The sequence below is a fragment of the Nocardia sp. X0981 genome (genome assembly GCF_977089955.1).
Map to the genome: position 1 here is coordinate 3,619,711 of NZ_OZ372435.1, position 19,397 is coordinate 3,639,107.

Here is a 19,397-nt window from a genome sequence, read left to right on the forward strand (position 1 = left end):
ACGCCGGAGCAGCAAGGGATGGACCCGATGATGCGATACCTCGGCCTTCGCTGCGGCCTCCGCCGACCGCATGGAGCTGCTCTGAAGGAGAATCTGTGACTCACACCGCCGATGCCGCCCGCGTCCTCGCCGACCGGCTGCTCGACGCCCAGGTGCGCTGGCTGCTCGACGAAGTGAGTGGTGAACGGTTCGCCGAGGTCGTCGCCCGGGATGTCGCGGCGGTACTGGAGGTGGCGGCCACCGTACGCGCGGGGGATGTGGTCGAAGCCGAGCAGCTGGAACAGACCGTGGCCACGCTGATCGACAAGGTCGGCGGTAGCGCGGTGCTCGCCGACACCCTCGGGCTGTTCGCCGACGCGATCTACGAGAGTGTCGCCGCCAACGAGGACCATACGCTGGGCGAACTCGTCGAGCGGGAGCCGGTGGAAGCGCTGCTGCAGAAGATCGTCGATATGCACCAGACGCAGGAGCGTGTGCTGGAACGTCTCACCGACAGTCCGCTGGTGGCCACGGTGGCCTCCAAATTCGTGGACAAACTGGTCGGCGATTTCGTGGAGGTCAACCGGCAGCGCGCGGAGAAGATCCCCGGTATGGGCACGCTCATGTCGCTGGGGCAATCCGCCGCGGACCGGGCCCGTAAGGCCGCCGAGAGCAACTCCATCCTGGGCGATATCGCCGGGAAAGGCGCCGTGTACGCGCTCAAACGTACCAACAACGCGATCCGCGAAATGCTGCGTGAGGCGCCCGTGCACGACGCCACGATGGAATTCTGGGATCTGCACGCCGACGAACCCATCAGTGGTCTCCGGGAGTACCTGACGAAGCAGGATCTCAACGATCTGATCCGGCTCTGCTACCGGATCGCGGTGACCACCCGGGAAAAGGAGTACTTCGGGCTGCTGGTGGCCGAATGTGTTCAGGTCTTCCACGAGAGGTACCGCGACCACACCCTCGCCGCCGTCCTCGAGGAAACGGGTGTGACCGGCGCGGATATCGTCACCGAAATCCTGCGCTACGGTCCGGCCGTGCTCGGGGCCGTCAAACGTGACGGGGTGCTGGACCGGCTCGTCCGGGAACGCCTGGAGCCGTTCTACTACTCGGAGGAGGTACTGGGCATCCTCGCGTCCGCGCACTGAGCCGGCGGTGCCGGGCGCGATCTCAGGAAGTGGAGCGGACCTGCTCGGTGTCCTTCTCGGCCGCGTTACCGCCGCGGGCTTCCCGGTCCGCGGCGGCACGCTCGGCCAGTAGATCCCGGATCTCGGTCAGCAGCTCGATATCGGTCGGGGCGGGCTTGTCGGCGATAGCGTTACGCGCCCGGTACCTCTTCTGCACGGTTTTCATCGGCAGGATCAACGCGAAGTACAGGACGGCCGCCACCATCACGAAATCGATGGCGGCGCTGATGATCGGGCCGAGGGCGATGAATGTCGCCGGTTTACCGGCCAGCAGGGTGATCCCGAAACCGAGATGGCTGTTACCGCCGAGGACCGCGAGCAGCGGTTCCACCACACCCTTCGTCACCGAGCTCACCACCGCGGTGAACGCGGTGCCCATCACCACCGCGACGGACAGATCGATGACGTTGCCGCGCATCAGGAACTCTTTGAAACCTTTGAGCATTCACCCACTCCGTATCGAACACTGCTGTTCCCGCCGGTCGGGTACGGCCGGTATGCGGCAACCGCGGCGATCCGGCTCCTCGTGATAGTGGCAGCCGGGGTGCCGGCGTGCAAACCCGTAGCGATCGCCGCGCGTGGCCGCGGACCGCGGCCACGCGCGGCGCGGACGACGGTACTGCCGGGCGCGCGAGCGCGCACCGCGCTAGGGTCGGTGCAGACAACCGGCGGCGACCAGGAGGATCCGTGGCTTCGACGAGTTGGGTGACCCGCGGGGTGCGGGGTTTCAATGCCGGGGTGGTCGCCCTGCTCGACGTGCCGGTTCTGGGACCGCTGCTGGGCAAGGGTTTCGTGGAGATCGAATACGTCGGCCGGCGGTCGGGCCGCACGTTCCGCACTCCGGTCAACTACCTGAGAAAAGGTGACGAGCTGATCATCGGCGTCGCCATGCCCGACAAGAAGAACTGGTGGCGCAACTTCCTGGGGGAGGGGGCGCCGATCGTGCTGCGGTTCCGGGACGGGGCCCGGCGCGGGCACGCGACCGCCCGACGTGACGAGAAGGGCCGGGTCTCCGTGCGGGTACGGCTGGACGCCGCGCACTGAGTTCTGCCGGGTGCCGGGCCGCCCGAGTGCGGAAATCGAGGTGCGGTCCGGCGGCACCCTCCGGTAGCGTGCCCGGTATGTCGAGCCCGGAGGCATCAAGACAGGGGCCGTCGGTCACCTCCGTCGGCTCCTGAACCACTCGAATCCGCGCACCGCGCTGTCCTTTCGGCAGCCTCGTGCGCCGGTGACCCCTGCGCGCCGACCGGGGTGACGAGACGTATCCGCTGTCTCTTCTCACCTCGGAGCACGACAATGCCCTTTCCTCTCTATCTGCTGGCTGTGGCGATATTCGCCATGGGTACCTCGGAATTCATGCTGGCGGGCCTGGTTGCGGATATCGCCACGGATCTCGGCGTCACCGTCGGCGCCACCGGTCTGCTGACTTCCGCTTTCGCGCTCGGCATGGTGGTAGGCGCACCGCTGATGGCCGTGCTGTCCCGGAATCGTCCGGTGCGGGCGAGCCTGGCGGCGTTCCTCACCCTGTTCCTGGCAATGCATATCGTCGGCGCCGTAACCGGTGATTTCCTGGTCCTCGCGGCCACCCGGGTGGTAGCGGCTTTCGCGAACGCCGGATTCCTGGCTGTTTCCCTGACCGCCGCGGTGGCGCTGGTGCCCGCCACCCGCAAAGGACGCGCCTTGGCCGTCCTGCTCTCGGGCACCACACTGGCGACCATCGCCGGTGTACCCGGCGGTGCCCTGCTCGGCGAGGTCCTGGGCTGGCGCGCGACCTTCTGGGCGATCGCCCTGCTCTGCCTGCCGGTGCTGATCGGCATTCGCGGCGGTCTCCCCGCCCGGCTCGGGGCGACCACGTACCACCGGGAGCCCGGGGCCGGCGGCGAATTCGCCGCGCCGGCGTGGCCGCGGCTGCTGGTGGTCATGCTGCTCGGGGCGACCGTCAACGCCGCCACCTTCGCGGCCTTCGCCTTCCTCGCCCCGCTGGTCACCGCGACGACAGGGCCGGGGACGCTGTGGGTGCCCGCGGCGCTGATGCTGTTCGGTGCGGGCTCCTTCACCGGAGTCACGGTGGCCGGCCGGTTCTCCGACCACCGCCCCGGTCTCGTGGTAGCGGTCACGGGACCGCTGCTGTGCGCCGGATGGTTCGCGTTGGGCGTGCCGACCGGGTACCCGGTAGTGCTGTATGTCCTCGTCTTCGTCCAGGGCGCTTTGTCGTTCGGGCTCGGGAGCACGCTCATCGCGCGAATTCTCCACGAGGCGGCGGATGCTCCGGCGATGGCGGGCTCGTACGCGACCGCGGCCCTGAACGTCGGTGCCGCGGCCGGTCCGATGATGGCCGCCGGTGCGCTCGGCACCGGCCCGCTCGGCCCGGTCCGGGTCAGCGGTGTGCTCGTGGCCGTGGCATTACTGGTCGCGGTCCTCGCCCGGCGTGTGCTGATGACCGAGCGCCCGCGTGCGCGGTTCGAGCAGGGCCCCTGCTGACCGATTGCGCCGACCTGCTGTTCGTCGTGGGTGTGGTAGCGACCGTGATCCGGTTCTCGGCGAGCCGGATACCCGCGGCCGGTCCGGTACCGGGCATCGGACGAGTTCCCGGCGATGATTTCCGGTGCCGGATCCCGTCTGTTGTGATGTCGGTGCGGCGGAGCCGCGGAAGATCGAAGCGAGGAGAGTGGAATGAGCACGGGCAAGGATCTGGCGCTGTCGCATATCGCCCTGTTGGTGGGTGACCAGCAAGCGGCGCTGGAGTTCTACCGGGATACGATCGGCCTGGAGGTGCGCGCCGATGTACCGCTCGGCCCGGTGCGCTGGGTGACCGTGGGCCCGGCCGGGCAGCCGGGGCTCGAGATCCTCCTGGAGGCCCCCTCGATGGTTCCCGATCGGGAACAGCGCGAGGAGGCCGAACGGCGGCTGGCCCGGGGCGCGCACGGGACGCTGATCTTCACCACCGAGTCCGCCGACCAGACATTCGCGCGGTTGCGCGAGGCGGGTGTGCGGGTCACCCAGGAACCGGCGGACCAGCCCTACGGCGTGCGGGACTGCGGGTTCGCCGATCCCTGGGGTAATTTCCTGCGCTTCTCTCAGCCGCTGGGCTGAGCGGTACCACGGGACGGTGCGGGTGCGGCCGCGCCGTCTCCCCGTAACGTACGGTTTCCCGCCGTCGTGTGCGTCGTCACAGCTGTGGGCGCCGCCGCCGACCATACTGTTCGATCATGGGCGATGCGCAGACCGGCAGTGGAAACGACGCGACCCGGCCGCTGCGCGAGGATATCCGGTTCCTCGGCGGCGTACTCGGTGACACCATTCGCGATCACGAGGGTCCGGAGGTCTTCGACCTCGTCGAACGGGTCCGGGTGGAGGCGTTCCGGGTGCGCCGCGAGGAGGTGCGGCGCAGCGCGGTCGCCGAAATGCTGGCCGGTGTGGATATTTCGGTGGCGCTGCCCCTGATCCGCGCGTTCAGTTACTTCGTTCTGCTGGCCAATCTCGCCGAGGACATCCAGCGTGACCGGCGGCGTGCCGTCCACGAGGCGGCCGGTGAGGCACCGCAGGATTCCTCCCTGGCCGCGACCTACCGGAAGCTGGACGCGGCGGGGGTGCCGGCGGATCGGGTGGCCCGGCTGCTGGCCGATGCGCTGGTATCGCCGGTGATCACCGCGCATCCCACGGAGACCCGGCGTCGCACCGTGTTCGACACCCAGTCCCGGATCACCGAGCTCATGCGGCAGCGGCAGTGGGCACCGGAAAGCGAGCGGCCCCGGCTCGAGCTCGAGATCCGGCGCCAGGTGCTCACTCTGTGGCGTACCGCGCTGATCCGCCTGTCCCGGCTGCGGATCCAGGACGAGATCGCGGTTGGGTTGCGCTACTACGAGCTCACGTTGCTGGATGTGATCCCGCAGATCAACGCGGGTGTGCGCGCCGCGCTGCGCTCGCGGTGGCCCGGCCGGGAACTGTTGCCGCAACCGATTCTGCGTCCGGGGTCGTGGATCGGCGGGGACCGGGACGGTAATCCGTACGTCACCGCGGAGGTGGTGCGGACCGCGGCCGGGCAGGCCGCCGGGGTGGCGTTCGGCCGGTACCTGCGCGAGCTGGTGGGGTTGGAGAAGACGCTGGCGCTGTCGGCCCGGCTGGTTCCGGTGACCCCGCGGCTGCGGTCGCTGGCCGAACAGGGCTACCCCGACCCGCGAGCCTATGTCGATGAACCGTACCGGCGTGCGCTGTACGGGATCCGGTCACGGCTCACCGTGACCGCCCAGCGGGCACTGGACGCGCTGGGGGTGGAGCCGACATACCCGGAAGACGCCGGCCCGGTGTTCGCCGGGTCCGTGCCGGCCCGTGCTTCGGCCCCGGCCGTGGCAGCGGGTCTGCGCGGCGGCGAGGCGTGCCCCGCCGGAGAGGAGAGCGAAGCGGAGGCCCCGCGGGTGCGTCCGTACCGGACTCCGCGGGAACTACTGGACGATCTCGACGCCGTCGACGCCTCCCTGCGGGCCAGCGGTGACGGCCTCCTCGCCGACGACCGGCTCGCGGCATTGCGCCACGCCGTGGAAACTTTCGGATTCCATCTGCAGGGCCTGGATATGCGGCAGAACTCGGAAACACACGAACAGGTGGTGGCCGAACTGCTGGCCTGGGCCGGTGTGCACCCCGACTACCCGAGTCTGCCGGAAGCGGAGCGCATCGAGTTGCTCGGCCGGGAACTGCGTACGCGGCGCCCCCTGCTCGGCCCCCACGCGCGATTGAGCGAGAAGACCGAAGCGGAACTGGGCGTCATCCGGGCCGGTGCCGAAGTGGTGGCCGCGCTGGGTCCGGAGACGGTGCCCAACTACATCATCTCCATGTGCACCTCGGTCAGTGATCTGCTCGAGGCGGCGCTGCTGCTCAAAGAAGGTGGGTTGCTGGATCCCGGGGCGGCCGCCGACGAGCCTGTCTGCCCGGTGGGAATCGTTCCGCTCTTCGAAACCATCGAGGATCTCGCGGCCGGCGCGGCGACCCTCCGCGCGGCGCTCGAGGTTCCGGTGTACCGGGAATTGGTGGCGGCGCGCGGAATGCGGCAGGAGGTGATGCTCGGCTACTCCGACTCCAACAAGGACGGCGGTTATCTGGCCGCGAACTGGGCGTTGTACCGCGCGGAACTGGACCTGGTGGAGCTCGCGCGCGAGCACGGAATCCGGTTGCGGCTCTTCCACGGCCGCGGTGGCACCGTGGGCCGGGGCGGCGGCCGCAGTTACGACGCGATCCTGGCCCAGCCCGCCGGCGCGGTCCGCGGATCGCTGCGGCTCACCGAACAGGGCGAGGTGATCGCCGCCAAATACGCCGAACGCGGATCGGCGCACCGTAACCTGGAATCGCTCATCGCGGGCACTCTCGAATCGACGCTACTGGACGTGGAGGGTCTGGGCGCGGATGCCGAACCGGCCTACGCGCTGATGGACGAGCTCGCGGCCCGCGCCCGCGCGGCCTACGCGGAACTGGTGCACGAAACCCCCGGTTTCGTCACGTATTTCCGCCAGTCCACGCCGGTCGCCGAGGTCGGGGACCTCAATATCGGCAGCCGTCCCGCCTCGCGCAAACCGACGAATTCGGTGTCCGATCTGCGCGCCATCCCCTGGGTGATGTCCTGGAGCCAGGCGCGGGTCATGCTGCCCGGCTGGTACGGCACCGGCACCGCACTCGAAGAATGGGTGGGTGGTGATCCGCGGCGGTTGGCCCTTCTGTCGGATCTGTACCGGCGGTGGCCCTTCTTCCGCACTGTGCTGTCGAATCTGGCCCAGGTGATGGCCAAGAGCGATCTCGCGATCGCCGCCCGCTACGCCGAACTCGTGGAGGACGCCGGACTGCGGGAACGTATCTTCGGGATGATCGAGCGCGAGCACGCCCGCACCGTGGCCGTGCATGCCGCCATCACCGGTAACGATCATCTGCTGGCCGATAACCCGTCGCTCGCCGAATCGATCCACAACCGCTTCCCCTATCTGGAACCGCTGAATCAGATGCAGGTGGAACTGTTGCGCCGGTTGCGCGGCGGTGACGACTCCGAACTGGTGAAGCGGGGAATCCTGCTCACCATGAACGGTTTGGCCACCGCTCTGCGCAACTCCGGCTGAGGACGGTACAGCGGTAATCGCCCGCCGTACCGGCCCGCTCCCGCGGCGCCGGCCGGGCCGGTGCGCCCGGAGGTCGGGTCGCCCGTGTGGTCGGCCGGGAGCCGTTCGCGCGGCCCGGCGGGGGATACCGGGCGCACCGCCGTATCGGACGCGCGGACCGGTCGGATGATATTTCGTCCGGGGTCGACCCTTAACGTCGAGGCGTGATCCGGAAACTGGTCGATACGCCCCGCCGCGTACTCGCGGGCGTAACCGTACTGCTGGTTCTCGCGGCGGGAGCATGGTCGGTGCAGGTATCGGGCAACCACCGGCAGCTGGTGCCTCCGGAGGTACAGGGGCAGTTCAGCGCCGCGCGGGCCGTCACCCATCTGGAACGGTTCGCTACGGAGCCCCGGCCCCTGGGTAGTCCGGCGGGTGACCGGGCGGCGGACTATATCGCCGGGCAGCTGCGAGCGACGGGTTTCGCGGTGGAGGTCCAGCATGCGGTCGGGGGCGGGGCCGGGAAGGGGCTGGCGTCCTTCGGGCGGGTGGACAATGTGATCGCGACCCTCCCCGGCCGGGACAGCACCGGCACCGTACTGCTGGCCGCGCACTACGATTCCGCGGCGACGGGGCCCGGCGCATCGGATGACGGAGCGGCGGTGGCGGCGATGCTGGAGACCGGGAGACTGATCGCCCGGGACGGCCGGCCGCGCAACGATCTGGTGCTGCTGTTCACCGACGGTGAGGAAGACGGGCTGCTGGGGGCGGAGGCCTTCGTCCGGGAGCATCCGCTGGGTCGCGCGGGCGGTGTCGTACTGAATTGGGAGGCTCGCGGAGTGAGCGGGCCTTCGCTGATGTTCGAGACCTCCAGCGGTAACGCTGAGCTGGTCTCGCTGTTCACCGAGGTGGTACCCGATCCCCGGGGCGATTCGTCGATGGTCGAGTTCTATCGGAAGCTGCCGAACGATACCGATTTCAGCGAATTCTCCGCCGGTGGTTTCACCGGTCTCAATTTCGCCTATATCGAAGAAGCGTCGTATTACCACACCGCGGGCGACTCCCTCGCGAATCTGGACCCGCGCAGTCTGCAACACCACGGCGACACCATGGTGGCGCTCACCCGGGCGCTCGGTGCCGCCGATCTGCCCGCCCTGCGGTCGGAACAGGATGCCACCTACTTCCGGCTCGGTGTATGGACGATCACCTACTCGAACATGTTCGCCCTGCCTGCGGCGCTGCTGGGCGCGGTACTCGTGGCGGCGGTGGCCGTGCTCGCGTGGCGCCGGGGAACGGCGAGTGCGCGACAACTGGCGGGGGCGGCGGTATCGGCGGCGCTGCCGGTGGCCGCGGCCGTCGCCGCAGGCCAGGCCCTGTGGCGGCTTCTCGTGCTCCTGCGCCCGGGCTACGAGCTGATGGGCGGCCTACTGCACCGGCCGCTGTTCTATCAGGCCGCTGTCGCCGCCCTGGTGGTCGCCGGACTGCTCGTCTGGTATCCGGTGTCGCGCCGCCGCGTGGGCCCGGCCGCTCTGGTGGCCGGTGCGCTCGCCTGGCCGGCCGTCCTGGGGGTGGGTTCCGCGGTCCTCGCTCCCGGCGCCTCGTTCCTGTTCTCGGTGCCGACGGTGTTCGCGGCGGCCGGCGCGCTCCTGGCGTCCGCGCCGGTGCGCCGGATCGGCTGGACGATAGCGGCATCGGTGCTGGGGCTCTCGGTCTCGGTGCTGCTCTATCCCGGGCTGACCCGCCTCCTGTTCGACGGTATCGGCCTGGCCTATGCCGGCGCCCCCGCGTTCTTCCTGACCCTGTTCGGTTTCCTGCTGCTTCCCGCTGCCGAACTTCTGTTGCCGGGGCGCACTCCACGGGGAAAGGTGGTGTGGGCGGCGCCGTCGATCGTCGTGTTACTGGCGCTCGTATCGATCGGCGCCGGTCTGGTCACCGATACCGCCGACGCGGAACATCCGCGGCGGAGCCACCTCGCCTACGTGCTCGATGCCGATACGGGGCAGGCGCACTGGGTCAGCAGTGAAGAACATCCCACCGCCTGGACCCGCGGTTACGTCACCGGCCACGATATCTCCGGGCTGCCACCCGGGTACGCGCGTGGTGCGCTGTGGACCGGGCGGGCCGAACCGATCCGTGCCGAGGGCCCCCGGCTCGAGGTACGCCACCGGGACGGGGACACCGTGACGGTGCACGTGGTATCCCGGCGCGCGGCCACCGGTCTCACCCTGCGCGTCGACCACCCCATCGATCTCGTCTCCGTGAGCGCTGCCGGGAGCGCCCCGGTGACGGTGGAGGTCGACGGTGTGCGCGCCCGAACCTGGCCGGGTGAGATCCGTTTCCGCGATCTGCCGCCCGAGGGCGTCGACATCACGATGCGTACCCCGGGCGCGGACCGGATCCGCGTTACGGTGATCGACGAGACGCGCGATATCGCCGATGCCCCCGGGTTCCGGGCCCGGCCGGATCATACGGTGGCCTCCACCCGGGAGGACGGTGATCTGATCGCGGTCGCCCGGACCTACGAGATGTGAGCCGGGGCGGTCGTCCGGCCCCTCGCCGTCCCGGCGGGCCACCGGCCGTCACCGCTTCCGGGGTGCCGCGGCGTTCGGTGCGGTGAAATGCCGTACCGGCTCTCGCCGGCCGTGGGGTGCGGGGCGCCGGATCGCGTGCGGGCACCGGTGTGCCGTCCGCGCCCGTCGGTCGCCGCACGGGGGCGCTCCGCCTGTCCTGACCAGGTGTGCCACACCGACGTCGTACCGTCGCGTCTATGACCACATGGAGCGAGTTCACCGCCGAGGCGCCCCGGATCAGCGAGATCTTCCGGCGCCGTCACGCCGCCACCAGCAACTTGTGCATGCTGGCGACATTGCGCTCGGACGGGTTCCCCCGGATCAGCCCGGTGGAGCCGATGATCTTCGAAGAGAAACTGGTGATCCCCGGTATGCCGGGGACCACCAAATTCCGCGATCTCGCGCGCGATCCACGGTTCTGCCTGCATACCGCCACCATCGACACCATGGTCGCGGAAGGGGACGCGAAACTCTTCGGCGTCGTGGTCGACGAGCCCGATACCGCCCTGCATATGCGTTTCGCGCAGTATCTGTACGCCGAGAGCGGATTGGATCTACGGGATCGGCCGTTCGAGCATTTCTTCGTGGCCGATCTGTCCTCGGCGTCCGCGGTGGAGGTCTGCGACGACGCCCTGCTGGTCACCATCTGGAAGCCGGGTCAGGGCGAACGGGTGGTCGAGAAGCGGTAGCCGGGCGTCTGCGGGCCGGCGCGGAGCTCAGTCGCCGGTGAACCGCGGTGCGCGCCGCCCGAGCATGGCGGCCACGGCTTCGTCGTGGTCGGCGGTGTGATGGGTGATGGCCTGCATGGCCGCCGAGAGCTCCAGCAGTGTCTCCAGGCTCTGGTGTTGTCCCTCGCGCAGCAGTCGTTTGGTCATCCGCAGGGCGTGCGGCGGGTTGGCCGCGATCTCGGCGGCGAGCCGGTGGGCGGCGGGGAGTAGCTCGTCGGGTTCCACGACCTCGTCGACCATCCCCCATTCGAGGGCGGTGGCGGCATCGATGGCGGCGCCGGTGAAGGCCAGCCGGCTGGCGCGGGCCATCCCGACCACCCTCGGCAGCAACCAGGCACCGCCGTCGCCCGGGATGAGACCGAGCCGTACGAAGCTTTCGGCGAAGGTGGCGGTGGTCGCCGCGATCCGCATATCGCACATCAGGGCCAGATCGCAGCCGGCCCCGACGGCCGGTCCGTTGACCGCGGCGATGGTGGGGATCTCACAGTGGTACAGGGCCTTCGGGATGCGCTGGATACCGTGCCGGTAACCCTGGCGCAGTTCGGCCGGGGCGCCGCCGAACATTCCCGCTTTGTCCCGCATATGTTTGATATTGCCGCCCGCGCTGAACGCGCTGCCCGCGCCGGTGAGCACGGCCACCCGGAGGGTGTGATCCCGGTCGGCGGCGCGGACCGCCTCCTCCAGAGCGTCGATGGTCGCTTCATCGGAGATCGGGTTGCGCTGGTCGGGATTGTCGATGGTCCAGACGACGACGTCGCCGGTGCGTTCCACGCGCACGGGTGCGGTCACGGGTACTCCTCGGGCCATGGGGCTGTGGTTGTCCCCGGCAACGATGCCCGATCGCTGCGGTGGGCCCGGGGCCGAGGTGCGATTCGCGGGGGAGTGCCCGTCCGGTGTCGCGGCTGTGTGGCCGATGCGCGCGGTGAAGCCCGCCAGATTCCGGGTCCGGCCTTCGAGCCGGGCGAGGGCCTCGGTCAGTTCAGTGGCGGAGGCGGACGTGAGATCGGTCTCCAAGAGGGTGTCGACCGCCTGCTCCAGGGCGCGGACCTTGTCCCGGAGGGAGCGGTTCGAACGCATGTTCTAATGCTATCGGATAGTGTGGAACCTGTTCGATCGGCTCGCCGGAACCCGGTTTATGAATGAGCTTGCATGGCCGTGCATAATCATCACATGGCTGATCACACGGATATGCCCGACCGGAACACACCTTTGCGGGTCGCTGTCGCCGGTGCCAGTGGGTACGCGGGCGGAGAAGTACTGCGTCTGTTGCTGGGGCATCCGGAGTACCGAGCCGGGCGCCTCGAGATCGGGGCGCTCACCGCCGGTAACAACGCGGGCACCGCGCTCGGTACGCTCCAGCCGCAGCTGCTGCCGCTGGCGGACCGGATCCTCGCCCCCACCTCGGCGACCGAACTGGCCGGACACGATGTGGTCTTCCTGGCGCTCCCGCACGGACAGTCCGCGGCACTGGCGGCCGAACTCCCCGAGTCGACGGTGATCATCGATTGCGGTGCCGATTTCCGGCTCACCGACCCCGCCGCGTGGGACCGGTACTACGGCGGCCCGTACGCCGGCAGCTGGCCCTACGGCCTCCCGGAACTGCCCGGGGCCCGGTCGGCGCTGCGCGGCGCCACCCGTATCGCGGTGCCCGGCTGCTATCCCACCGTCGCCAGCCTCGCGCTGGCACCGGCGGTCGCGGCGGGCATCGTGGAACCCACGGTCACCGTCGTCGCCGTCAGCGGAACGTCGGGTGCCGGCCGCAAACTCGATGTGGGCCTGCTCGGATCGGAGGTCATGGGTTCGGCCCGGGCCTACGGCGTGGCCGGTGCGCACCGGCACACCCCCGAGATCGCGCAGAATCTGTCGGCCGCGGCCGGCGTGCCGGTACGCGTGTCCTTCACCCCCGTACTCGCGCCCATGCCACGCGGCATCCTGGCCACCTGCACCGCCCCGGTCCGGGTGGACGCGGCGCAGGCGCGTGCCGTCTACGACAAGGCCTACGCGGACGAACCCTTCGTTCATCTGCTGCCCGAGGGCGTACTACCGCAGACCGGCGCCGTTCTCGGTGCCAACTCCGCCGCCCTGCAGGTGACCGTGGACGCCGATGCGGGCCTGCTGGTGGTGATCGGTGCCATCGACAATCTCACCAAGGGCACCGCGGGCGGCGCGGTGCAATCCATGAACATCGCGCTCGGCCTCGACGAGACCGCCGGCCTGTCCACCGTAGGAGTGGCCCCGTGACCACCGACAACACCGGAAAAATCGTGCACAATCAGGGCGTCACCGCCCCGCTCGGCTTCCGCGCCGCTGGTATCGCCGCGGGTCTCAAGGCGAGCGGCAGACCCGATCTCGCCCTCGTGTTCAACGAAGGCCCCGAATACGCCGCCGCCGGGGTGTTCACCAGTAACAAGGTGAAGGCCGCGCCGGTCCTGTGGTCGCAACAGGTGCTGAAGGCCGGGCGGCTGCGCGCGGTGATCCTCAACTCCGGCGGTGCCAACGCGTGTACCGGCCCGGCGGGATTCCAGGACACCCACCGCACCGCCGAGGAACTCGCCACCGCGCTGAGCAACTGGGGCACCGAAACCGGAGCGGGGGAGATCGCCGTCTGCTCCACCGGCCTGATCGGCGACCGGCTGCCGATGGACAAGCTGCTGCCCGCGATCACCGAGATCGTGCACGAAATGGGTGGGGGGATGTCCGGCGGTACCGACGCCGCCCACGCCATCATGACCACCGATACCGTGCCGAAAGAGGCGTCCCTGCACCATCCCGGCAAGTGGAACGTGGGCGGGATGGCCAAGGGGGCCGGCATGCTGGCCCCCGCGCTGGCGACCATGCTCGTGGTACTCACCACCGATGCCGTCGCCACCGCCGAACAGCTCGACACGGCGTTGCGCCGGGCCACGCGGCTGACCTTCGACCGGCTCGACGTGGACGGTTCGATGTCCACCAACGATACGGTCCTGCTGCTGGCCAACGGCGCCAGCGAGGTGGCGCCCACCCAGGAGGAGCTGGACGCGGCCGTACTGGCGGTCTGCGACGATCTGGCCGGGCAGCTGATGGCCGACGCGGAAGGTGTCACCAAACGGGTCCTGGTGACCGTGGCGGGGGCGCGCAGCGACGAAGACGCGCTCATCGCGGCCCGGGTCATCGCCCGCGACAGTCTGGTGAAAACGGCGCTGTTCGGCTCCGACCCGAACTGGGGGCGGGTCCTGGCCGCGGTGGGCACCGCCCCGATCGAACTGGACCCGGACCTGATCTCGGTATCGTTCAACGGTGCTCCGGTCTGTATCGACGGCACCGGGGCCCCCGGCGCCCGGGAGGTGGATCTGTCCGGCCCCGATATCGATGTCGCGGTGGATCTGCGGCTCGGTTCCGGCTCGGCCACCGTCCGCACCACCGACCTGTCCCACGGTTACGTCGAAGAGAATTCCGCCTACAGCTCATGACCGAAGCCATCAACGAACTCTCCGCGCTGGACAAGGCGCATATCCTGGCCGGCGCCCTGCCCTGGCTGCAGAAGTTCCGCGACAAGGTCGTCGTCGTCAAATACGGCGGCAACGCCATGATCGACGACGACCTCAAACGCGCTTTCGCCGCCGATATGGCGTTTCTGCGCACGGTCGGGGTGCACCCGGTGGTGGTGCACGGCGGCGGCCCGCAGATCTCGGCCATGTTGCGTCGCCTGGGGTTGTCCGGCGAGTTCCGCGGCGGATTCCGGGTCACCACCCCGGAGGTCATGGACGTGGTGCGTATGGTGCTGTTCGGTCAGGTCGGGCGGGAACTGGTGGGGCTGATCAACGCCCACGGACCGTACGCGGTCGGTATCTCCGGTGAGGACGCCCGGCTGTTCACCGCCACCCGGCGCACCGTCGAGATCGACGGTGCGGCCACCGATATCGGCCTGGTCGGCGATGTCACCGATGTGCACCCGGGCGCGGTACTCGATCTGATCGCCGCGGGCCGCATCCCGGTGGTCTCGACCATCGCGCCGGACGCCGACGGAGTGGTGCACAACATCAACGCCGATACCGCGGCCGCCGCGCTGGCCGAGGGGATCGGTGCCGAGAAACTGGTGGTGCTCACCGACGTCGAGGGCCTGTACACCGATTGGCCCGACCGGTCGTCGCTGACCAGCGTGATCGATACCGCCGCGCTGGCGGATCTGCTGCCGTCCCTGGACGCGGGGATGGTCCCCAAAATGGAGGCGTGCCTGCGCGCGGTCCGCGGCGGAGTACCGAGCGCGCACGTCATCGACGGCCGCGTTCCCCATTCGGTGCTGCTCGAACTCTTCACCGGAGAGGGCATCGGGACCATGGTCGTACCGGTGGCGGACGAGGGAAATGGAGACAGGGCATGAACACTGCGGAACTGCGGCAGCGGTGGTCGGACGTGATGATGCGCAACTACCCCACCCCGGAGGTCGTGCTCAGCCGGGGTACCGGCGCGGTGGTGTACGACGCGGATGGTAACCGCTACATCGATTTCGTGGGTGGTATCGCGGTCAACAGCCTCGGCCACGCGCACCAGGCCGTTCTGAATGCGGTGATGGACCAGCTCGGCACTCTCGGGCACGTGTCCAATCTGTACGGCAGCGAGCCGGTGATCGAACTGGCCGAGACCCTGCTCGGGTATTTCGGTGACGGGCACGGTCGCGCGTTCTTCTGTAATTCCGGTACCGAGGCCAACGAGGCCGCGTTCAAACTGGCCCGGCTCACCGGCCGCCGCAAGATCATCGCCTGTGACGATGCCTTCCACGGCCGCACCATGGGTGCGCTGGCGCTCACCGGTCAGCCCGCCAAACGCGCGCCTTTCGAGCCCATGCCGCCCGGTGTGGTGCATGTGCCCTACGGGGACGCCCGCATTCTGGAACGGGTGGTCGATTCCGATACGGCCGCGGTTTTCCTGGAACCGATGCTGGGGGAGAGCGGTGTGGTGGTGCCGCCCATGGATTACCTGGTGCGGGCTCGGGAGATCACCGCCCGGCACGGCGCGCTGCTGATCCTGGACGAGGTGCAGACCGGTATCGGCCGCACCGGAAAGATGTTCGCCCACCAGGCTTTCGGTATCACGCCCGATGTGATCACCCTGGCCAAGGGGCTGGGCGCCGGTCTGCCGATCGGCGCGGTGCTGGCCACCGGGCAGGCGGCCGAGCTCTTCACTGCGGGTATGCACGGCACCACCTTCGGCGGTAATCCGGTCTGCGCCGCCGCGGCGCTGGCGGTGCTGCGCACCCTGGAAGCCGACGGGCTGCTCGAACACGTCGAATCGGTGGGTAAACGGCTCAGTGACGGCATCGCGGTGCTGGAGCATCCGCTGATCTCCGATGTGCGCGGCGCCGGTCTGCTGATCGGTATCGGCCTCACCCAGCCGGTGGCGCCGCGGGTGGAGGCCCGCGCGCGGGCGGCCGGCTATCTGGTGAACCCGGCCAAACCCGATGTCATCCGCCTGGCCCCGCCGCTGGTGCTCACCGAAACCCAGGCCGACAATCTGATCCTGGATCTTCCGGCGATCCTCGACGAGGTCGCGGCCGAGACGAAAGGAACCCGGGGATGACCACCTCGATCCAGCCGACCACCACTGTCCGGCACTTCCTACGCGACGACGATCTCACTCCCGGCGAACAGGCCGAGGTGCTGGCCCTGGCCGCCGAACTCAAGAAGGATCCGTTCGCGCGCCGCCCGTTGGCGGGGCCGCGTGGAGTCGGCGTCATCTTCGACAAGAACTCCACCCGCACCCGGTTCTCCTTCGAACTGGGTATCGCCCAGCTCGGCGGGCACGCGGTCGTGGTGGACGGGCAGACCACCCAGCTCGGGCGCGAGGAAACCCTCGCCGATACCGGGCGGGTGCTCTCGCGCTATGTGGAGGCCATCGTATGGCGCACCTTCGGGCAGCAGCGTCTCGAGGAAATGGCCGCTACCGCGACGGTGCCGGTGGTGAACGCGCTGTCCGACGAGTTCCATCCCTGCCAGGTGCTGGCGGATCTGCTCACCGTGACCGAACACCGGGGCGATCCGAAGGGGCAGGTACTGGCCTACTTCGGTGACGGCGCCAACAATATGGCGCATTCGCTGCTCCTGGGCGGGGTGACCGCCGGTATGCACGTGCGCATCGCCGCGCCCGCCGGTTTCCGGCCGGCCCCGTCGGTGATCGCGGCCGCCGAGGCCCGCGCCGGCGAAACCGGCGGCAGCGTCACCGTGACCGACGATCCGCGGGACGCGGCCGCGGCGGCCGATGTCCTGGTCACCGATACCTGGACCTCCATGGGGCAGGAGGGCGACGGCCTGGATCGGGTCGCTCCGTTCCGTCCTTATCAGGTGAACGCCGGGCTGCTGGGGGCTGCCGCCGCCGACGCCATCGTGCTGCACTGCCTGCCCGCCCATCGCGGGGAGGAGATCACCGACGGGGTACTCGACGGCCCGCGGAGCGTGGTGTGGGACGAGGCGGAGAACCGGTTGCACGTGCAGAAGGCACTGCTGGTGTGGTTGCTGGAAAACGGGGACGCGCGGCGACGATGAGTGAGGCGCGTACCCATTCCGACGGGCCGGTGACGGCGGCCACCCGGGCCGGCCGGCAGTCGCGGATCATCGCGCTGCTGGCCGCGCATCCGGTCCGCAGCCAGACCGAGCTCGCCACGCTGCTGGCCGCGGAGGGGATCGAGACCACGCAGGCCACTCTCTCGCGTGATCTGGACGAACTCGGCGCGGTGAAACTACGGGCCGCCGACGGCGGTGCGGGCGTCTACGTGGTACCCGAGGACGGTAGCCCGGTGCGCGGGGTCACCGGCGGCACCGGGCGGCTGGCGAAGTTGCTCGGTGATCTGCTGGTCTCCACCGATTCCAGCGGCAATATCGCGGTACTGCGCACACCCCCGGGTGCCGCGCACTATCTGGCCAGCGCCCTGGACCGTGCTTCGCTGCCTTATATCGTGGGCACCATCGCCGGCGACGACACCATCGCGGTGATCGCCCGCGAGCCGCTCACCGGCGCGGAACTTGCGGCGAAGATCGAAGACCTCGCCTGAGCCGAGCCGGGCCCCGTTCCGGCGGGGCTGTCGCCGCCGCGGGTGTTCGTCGCGCCCGGGCCTGTGCCGCTGCTCCTCCGGACGGTCGTGAGCACCGGGACGTTCCCCTGCTCCCGCCGGTGGAGAGCGTGCTCCGCTGACCGGGGCGGCGGTGTTGCGGTCGCTCAGGGGCGGTTCACCAGCTCCCGCAGGAACGGAGTCGCGAGTTCGAGCCCCGTTACGGCCAGTGTCAGGGCGGCATTGCCGATGGTGACGACGTAGAAGCCGATCGTTTCGTAGTTGTCCTGCGCCCACTGCTGCAGTGTCTGCACGGCTCGCTCCTCCTTGCGCCGTTCCAGCCTTGCCGTTCCAGCTCCGGTGGTGTGACCAGCGTCTCATAACAGGGGTGGGTGGCCAAGGGGAGGCGAGCGATCGTTCCCGTGAAGGTTCGGGTATAGAGGCAGGTAGCGGCCATCGATACCCCGATTATGAATGAGATTGCACCATCGTGCATAATCATTTGCAGCGGCGGCGCGAGCCGGACCGGGCAACGGGCCAGCATACTGCTGGAGGCGGTCGTCGGACCCCGCGAGAACAGCAGACCCACGTACATCATCCGAGGAGCACCAGAACATGTCCGATCGCGTCGTACTCGCCTACTCCGGTGGGCTGGACACCTCCGTGGCCATCAGCTGGATCGGCAAGGAGACCGGTGCCGAGGTCGTCGCCGTGGCCATCGACCTGGGTCAGGGCGGCGAGGATATGAACGTGGTGCGCCAGCGCGCCCTGGACTGCGGCGCGGTGGAAGCGGTCGTGGTGGACGCGCGCGAAGAGTTCGCCGACGAGTACTGCCTGCCCACCATTCAGGCCAACGCGCTCTACCAGGACCAGTACCCGCTGGTCTCGGCGATCAGCCGGCCGCTCATCGTCAAGCATCTGGTGGAGGCCGCGAAGTTCCACGGAGCCGATACCGTGGCGCACGGATGCACCGGTAAGGGCAACGATCAGGTCCGGTTCGAGGTGGGTATCGGCGCTCTGGCGCCCGATCTGAACGTGATCGCCCCGGTTCGCGACTACGCCTGGACCCGGGAGAAGGCCATCGCCTTCGCCGAAGAGAACAAACTTCCGATCAACGTCACCAAGAAGTCGCCGTTCTCCATCGACCAGAACGTGTGGGGTCGCGCTGTCGAGACCGGTTTCCTCGAGGATCTGTGGAACGCCCCCACCAAGGACGTCTACGACTACACCACCGACCCGACGGTCAACTTCGAGGCCCCCGACGAACTGATCGTCACCTTCGAACGGGGTGTCCCGGTGGCCATCGACGGCCGCCAGGTGAGCGTGCTGGAGGCGATCACCGAACTCAACACCCGCGCCGGGCGCCAGGGTGTGGGCCGGCTGGACATGGTCGAGGACCGTCTGGTCGGTATCAAGAGCCGGGAGATCTACGAGGCGCCCGGCGCCATCGCGCTGATCACCGCGCACCGGGCCCTGGAGAACGTCACCCTCGAGCGGGAACTCGGCCGGTACAAGCGGCAGGTCGAACAGCGCTGGGGCGAGCTGGCCTACGACGGCCTGTGGTTCTCGCCGCTCAAGCGGGCCCTGGATGCCTTCGTGAGCGAAACCCAGCAGCATGTCTCGGGCGATATCCGCATGGTTCTGCACGGCGGCAATGTCGTGGTCAACGGCCGGCGCAGCGACCAGTCGCTGTACGACTTCAACCTGGCCACCTACGACGAGGGCGATACCTTCGATCAGTCGCTGGCCAAGGGGTTCGTGCAGATCCACGGCCTGTCGTCCAAGGTCGCCGCCAAGCGGGATCTGAATCAGAAGTAGCCGGTCCG

Annotated in this window: 17 protein-coding genes; 14 read left to right on the forward strand and 3 right to left on the reverse strand. The window is 69.1% G+C overall.

Annotation, left to right across the window (positions count from 1 at the left end; translation table 11 throughout):
• Positions 1-95: 95 nt before the first annotated feature.
• Positions 96-1,136 carry a hypothetical protein gene (locus ACYR7D_RS16150; protein WP_459545401.1) on the forward strand — a complete coding sequence of 347 codons (1,041 nt, stop codon included), beginning with the start codon at positions 96-98 and terminating at the stop codon, positions 1,134-1,136.
• A 22-nt stretch (positions 1,137-1,158) separates the two neighbouring features.
• On the opposite strand, the gene mscL is transcribed toward ACYR7D_RS16150, so the two are convergent.
• Entirely contained in the window at positions 1,159-1,620 is a 462-nt protein-coding gene (gene mscL / locus ACYR7D_RS16155) for a large conductance mechanosensitive channel protein MscL (protein ID WP_459545402.1), read from the reverse strand.
• A 242-nt stretch (positions 1,621-1,862) separates the two neighbouring features.
• Here mscL and ACYR7D_RS16160 point away from each other — a divergent pair, with 242 nt between their 5' ends.
• From ACYR7D_RS16160 to ACYR7D_RS16185, 6 genes are all read left to right on the forward strand, one after another.
• On the forward strand, positions 1,863-2,219 hold the full coding sequence (locus ACYR7D_RS16160; protein WP_459545403.1) for a nitroreductase/quinone reductase family protein: 357 nt from the start codon (positions 1,863-1,865) through the stop codon (positions 2,217-2,219).
• Between the two features lie 252 nt (positions 2,220-2,471).
• Complete coding sequence (locus ACYR7D_RS16165) at positions 2,472-3,656, forward strand: Cmx/CmrA family chloramphenicol efflux MFS transporter (RefSeq protein ID WP_459545404.1); 1,185 nt, start codon at positions 2,472-2,474, stop codon at positions 3,654-3,656.
• A gap of 192 nt (positions 3,657-3,848) precedes the next feature.
• Positions 3,849-4,268: a VOC family protein gene (locus ACYR7D_RS16170; protein ID WP_459545405.1), complete on the forward strand. Its 420-nt coding sequence runs from the start codon at positions 3,849-3,851 to the stop codon at positions 4,266-4,268.
• 116 nt (positions 4,269-4,384) lie between these two features.
• On the forward strand, positions 4,385-7,273 hold the full coding sequence (gene ppc, locus ACYR7D_RS16175) for a phosphoenolpyruvate carboxylase (protein WP_459545406.1): 2,889 nt from the start codon (positions 4,385-4,387) through the stop codon (positions 7,271-7,273).
• Between the two features lie 203 nt (positions 7,274-7,476).
• Positions 7,477-9,783 carry a M28 family peptidase gene (locus ACYR7D_RS16180; protein WP_459545407.1) on the forward strand — a complete coding sequence of 769 codons (2,307 nt, stop codon included), beginning with the start codon at positions 7,477-7,479 and terminating at the stop codon, positions 9,781-9,783.
• A 236-nt stretch (positions 9,784-10,019) separates the two neighbouring features.
• The gene (locus ACYR7D_RS16185; RefSeq protein WP_459545408.1) at positions 10,020-10,511 is read left to right on the forward strand and encodes a pyridoxamine 5'-phosphate oxidase family protein; all 492 of its coding nucleotides are present in this window, start codon (positions 10,020-10,022) and stop codon (positions 10,509-10,511) included.
• A gap of 27 nt (positions 10,512-10,538) precedes the next feature.
• Here ACYR7D_RS16185 and ACYR7D_RS16190 read toward each other — a convergent pair whose 3' ends face one another.
• Complete coding sequence (locus tag ACYR7D_RS16190; RefSeq protein WP_459550184.1) at positions 10,539-11,357, reverse strand: crotonase/enoyl-CoA hydratase family protein; 819 nt, start codon at positions 11,355-11,357, stop codon at positions 10,539-10,541.
• Between the two features lie 363 nt (positions 11,358-11,720).
• Between ACYR7D_RS16190 and argC the strand changes: the two genes are divergently transcribed.
• From argC to ACYR7D_RS16220, 6 genes are read left to right on the forward strand one after another with little or no spacing between them, the layout of a single operon-like run.
• On the forward strand, positions 11,721-12,791 hold the full coding sequence (argC, locus tag ACYR7D_RS16195; RefSeq protein WP_459545409.1) for an N-acetyl-gamma-glutamyl-phosphate reductase: 1,071 nt from the start codon (positions 11,721-11,723) through the stop codon (positions 12,789-12,791).
• Entirely contained in the window at positions 12,788-13,999 is a 1,212-nt protein-coding gene (gene argJ, locus ACYR7D_RS16200) for a bifunctional glutamate N-acetyltransferase/amino-acid acetyltransferase ArgJ (protein WP_459545410.1), read from the forward strand. The genes argC and argJ overlap by 4 nt, the downstream gene beginning before the upstream one ends.
• Positions 13,996-14,910, forward strand: a complete 915-nt coding sequence (gene argB / locus ACYR7D_RS16205) for an acetylglutamate kinase (RefSeq protein WP_459545411.1) — start codon at positions 13,996-13,998, stop codon at positions 14,908-14,910. The genes argJ and argB overlap by 4 nt, the downstream gene beginning before the upstream one ends.
• Complete coding sequence (locus ACYR7D_RS16210) at positions 14,907-16,106, forward strand: acetylornithine transaminase (RefSeq protein ID WP_459545412.1); 1,200 nt, start codon at positions 14,907-14,909, stop codon at positions 16,104-16,106. The genes argB and ACYR7D_RS16210 overlap by 4 nt, the downstream gene beginning before the upstream one ends.
• Positions 16,103-17,068 carry an ornithine carbamoyltransferase gene (argF, locus tag ACYR7D_RS16215; RefSeq protein ID WP_459545413.1) on the forward strand — a complete coding sequence of 322 codons (966 nt, stop codon included), beginning with the start codon at positions 16,103-16,105 and terminating at the stop codon, positions 17,066-17,068. The genes ACYR7D_RS16210 and argF overlap by 4 nt, the downstream gene beginning before the upstream one ends.
• Complete coding sequence (locus ACYR7D_RS16220) at positions 17,065-17,574, forward strand: arginine repressor (RefSeq protein ID WP_459545414.1); 510 nt, start codon at positions 17,065-17,067, stop codon at positions 17,572-17,574. Before argF ends, ACYR7D_RS16220 begins: the two co-directional genes overlap by 4 nt.
• Positions 17,575-17,738: 164 nt before the next feature.
• Here the strand turns inward: ACYR7D_RS16220 and ACYR7D_RS16225 are convergent, their stop codons facing one another.
• On the reverse strand, positions 17,739-17,885 hold the full coding sequence (locus tag ACYR7D_RS16225; protein WP_459545415.1) for a hypothetical protein: 147 nt from the start codon (positions 17,883-17,885) through the stop codon (positions 17,739-17,741).
• 301 nt (positions 17,886-18,186) lie between these two features.
• Here ACYR7D_RS16225 and ACYR7D_RS16230 point away from each other — a divergent pair, with 301 nt between their 5' ends.
• A complete protein-coding gene (locus ACYR7D_RS16230; RefSeq protein WP_459545416.1) occupies positions 18,187-19,389 on the forward strand; it encodes an argininosuccinate synthase in 1,203 nt (400 codons plus the stop codon).
• Positions 19,390-19,397 lie beyond the last annotated feature (8 nt).

What these genes read in the sequence shown, in the direction of transcription:
- mscL (WP_459545402.1), bottom strand. Translation starts at nt 1,620, where the DNA reads ATGCTCAAAGGTTTCAAAGAGTTCCTGATGCGCGGCAACGTCATCGAT.
- ACYR7D_RS16165 (WP_459545404.1), top strand. Translation starts at nt 2,472, where the DNA reads ATGCCCTTTCCTCTCTATCTGCTGGCTGTGGCGATATTCGCCATGGGT.
- ACYR7D_RS16170 (WP_459545405.1), top strand. Translation starts at nt 3,849, where the DNA reads ATGAGCACGGGCAAGGATCTGGCGCTGTCGCATATCGCCCTGTTGGTG.
- ppc (WP_459545406.1), top strand. Translation starts at nt 4,385, where the DNA reads ATGGGCGATGCGCAGACCGGCAGTGGAAACGACGCGACCCGGCCGCTG.
- ACYR7D_RS16185 (WP_459545408.1), top strand. Translation starts at nt 10,020, where the DNA reads ATGACCACATGGAGCGAGTTCACCGCCGAGGCGCCCCGGATCAGCGAG.
- ACYR7D_RS16190 (WP_459550184.1), bottom strand. Translation starts at nt 11,357, where the DNA reads ATGGCCCGAGGAGTACCCGTGACCGCACCCGTGCGCGTGGAACGCACC.
- argC (WP_459545409.1), top strand. Translation starts at nt 11,721, where the DNA reads ATGGCTGATCACACGGATATGCCCGACCGGAACACACCTTTGCGGGTC.
- argB (WP_459545411.1), top strand. Translation starts at nt 13,996, where the DNA reads ATGACCGAAGCCATCAACGAACTCTCCGCGCTGGACAAGGCGCATATC.
- ACYR7D_RS16210 (WP_459545412.1), top strand. Translation starts at nt 14,907, where the DNA reads ATGAACACTGCGGAACTGCGGCAGCGGTGGTCGGACGTGATGATGCGC.
- argF (WP_459545413.1), top strand. Translation starts at nt 16,103, where the DNA reads ATGACCACCTCGATCCAGCCGACCACCACTGTCCGGCACTTCCTACGC.
- ACYR7D_RS16220 (WP_459545414.1), top strand. Translation starts at nt 17,065, where the DNA reads ATGAGTGAGGCGCGTACCCATTCCGACGGGCCGGTGACGGCGGCCACC.
- ACYR7D_RS16230 (WP_459545416.1), top strand. Translation starts at nt 18,187, where the DNA reads ATGTCCGATCGCGTCGTACTCGCCTACTCCGGTGGGCTGGACACCTCC.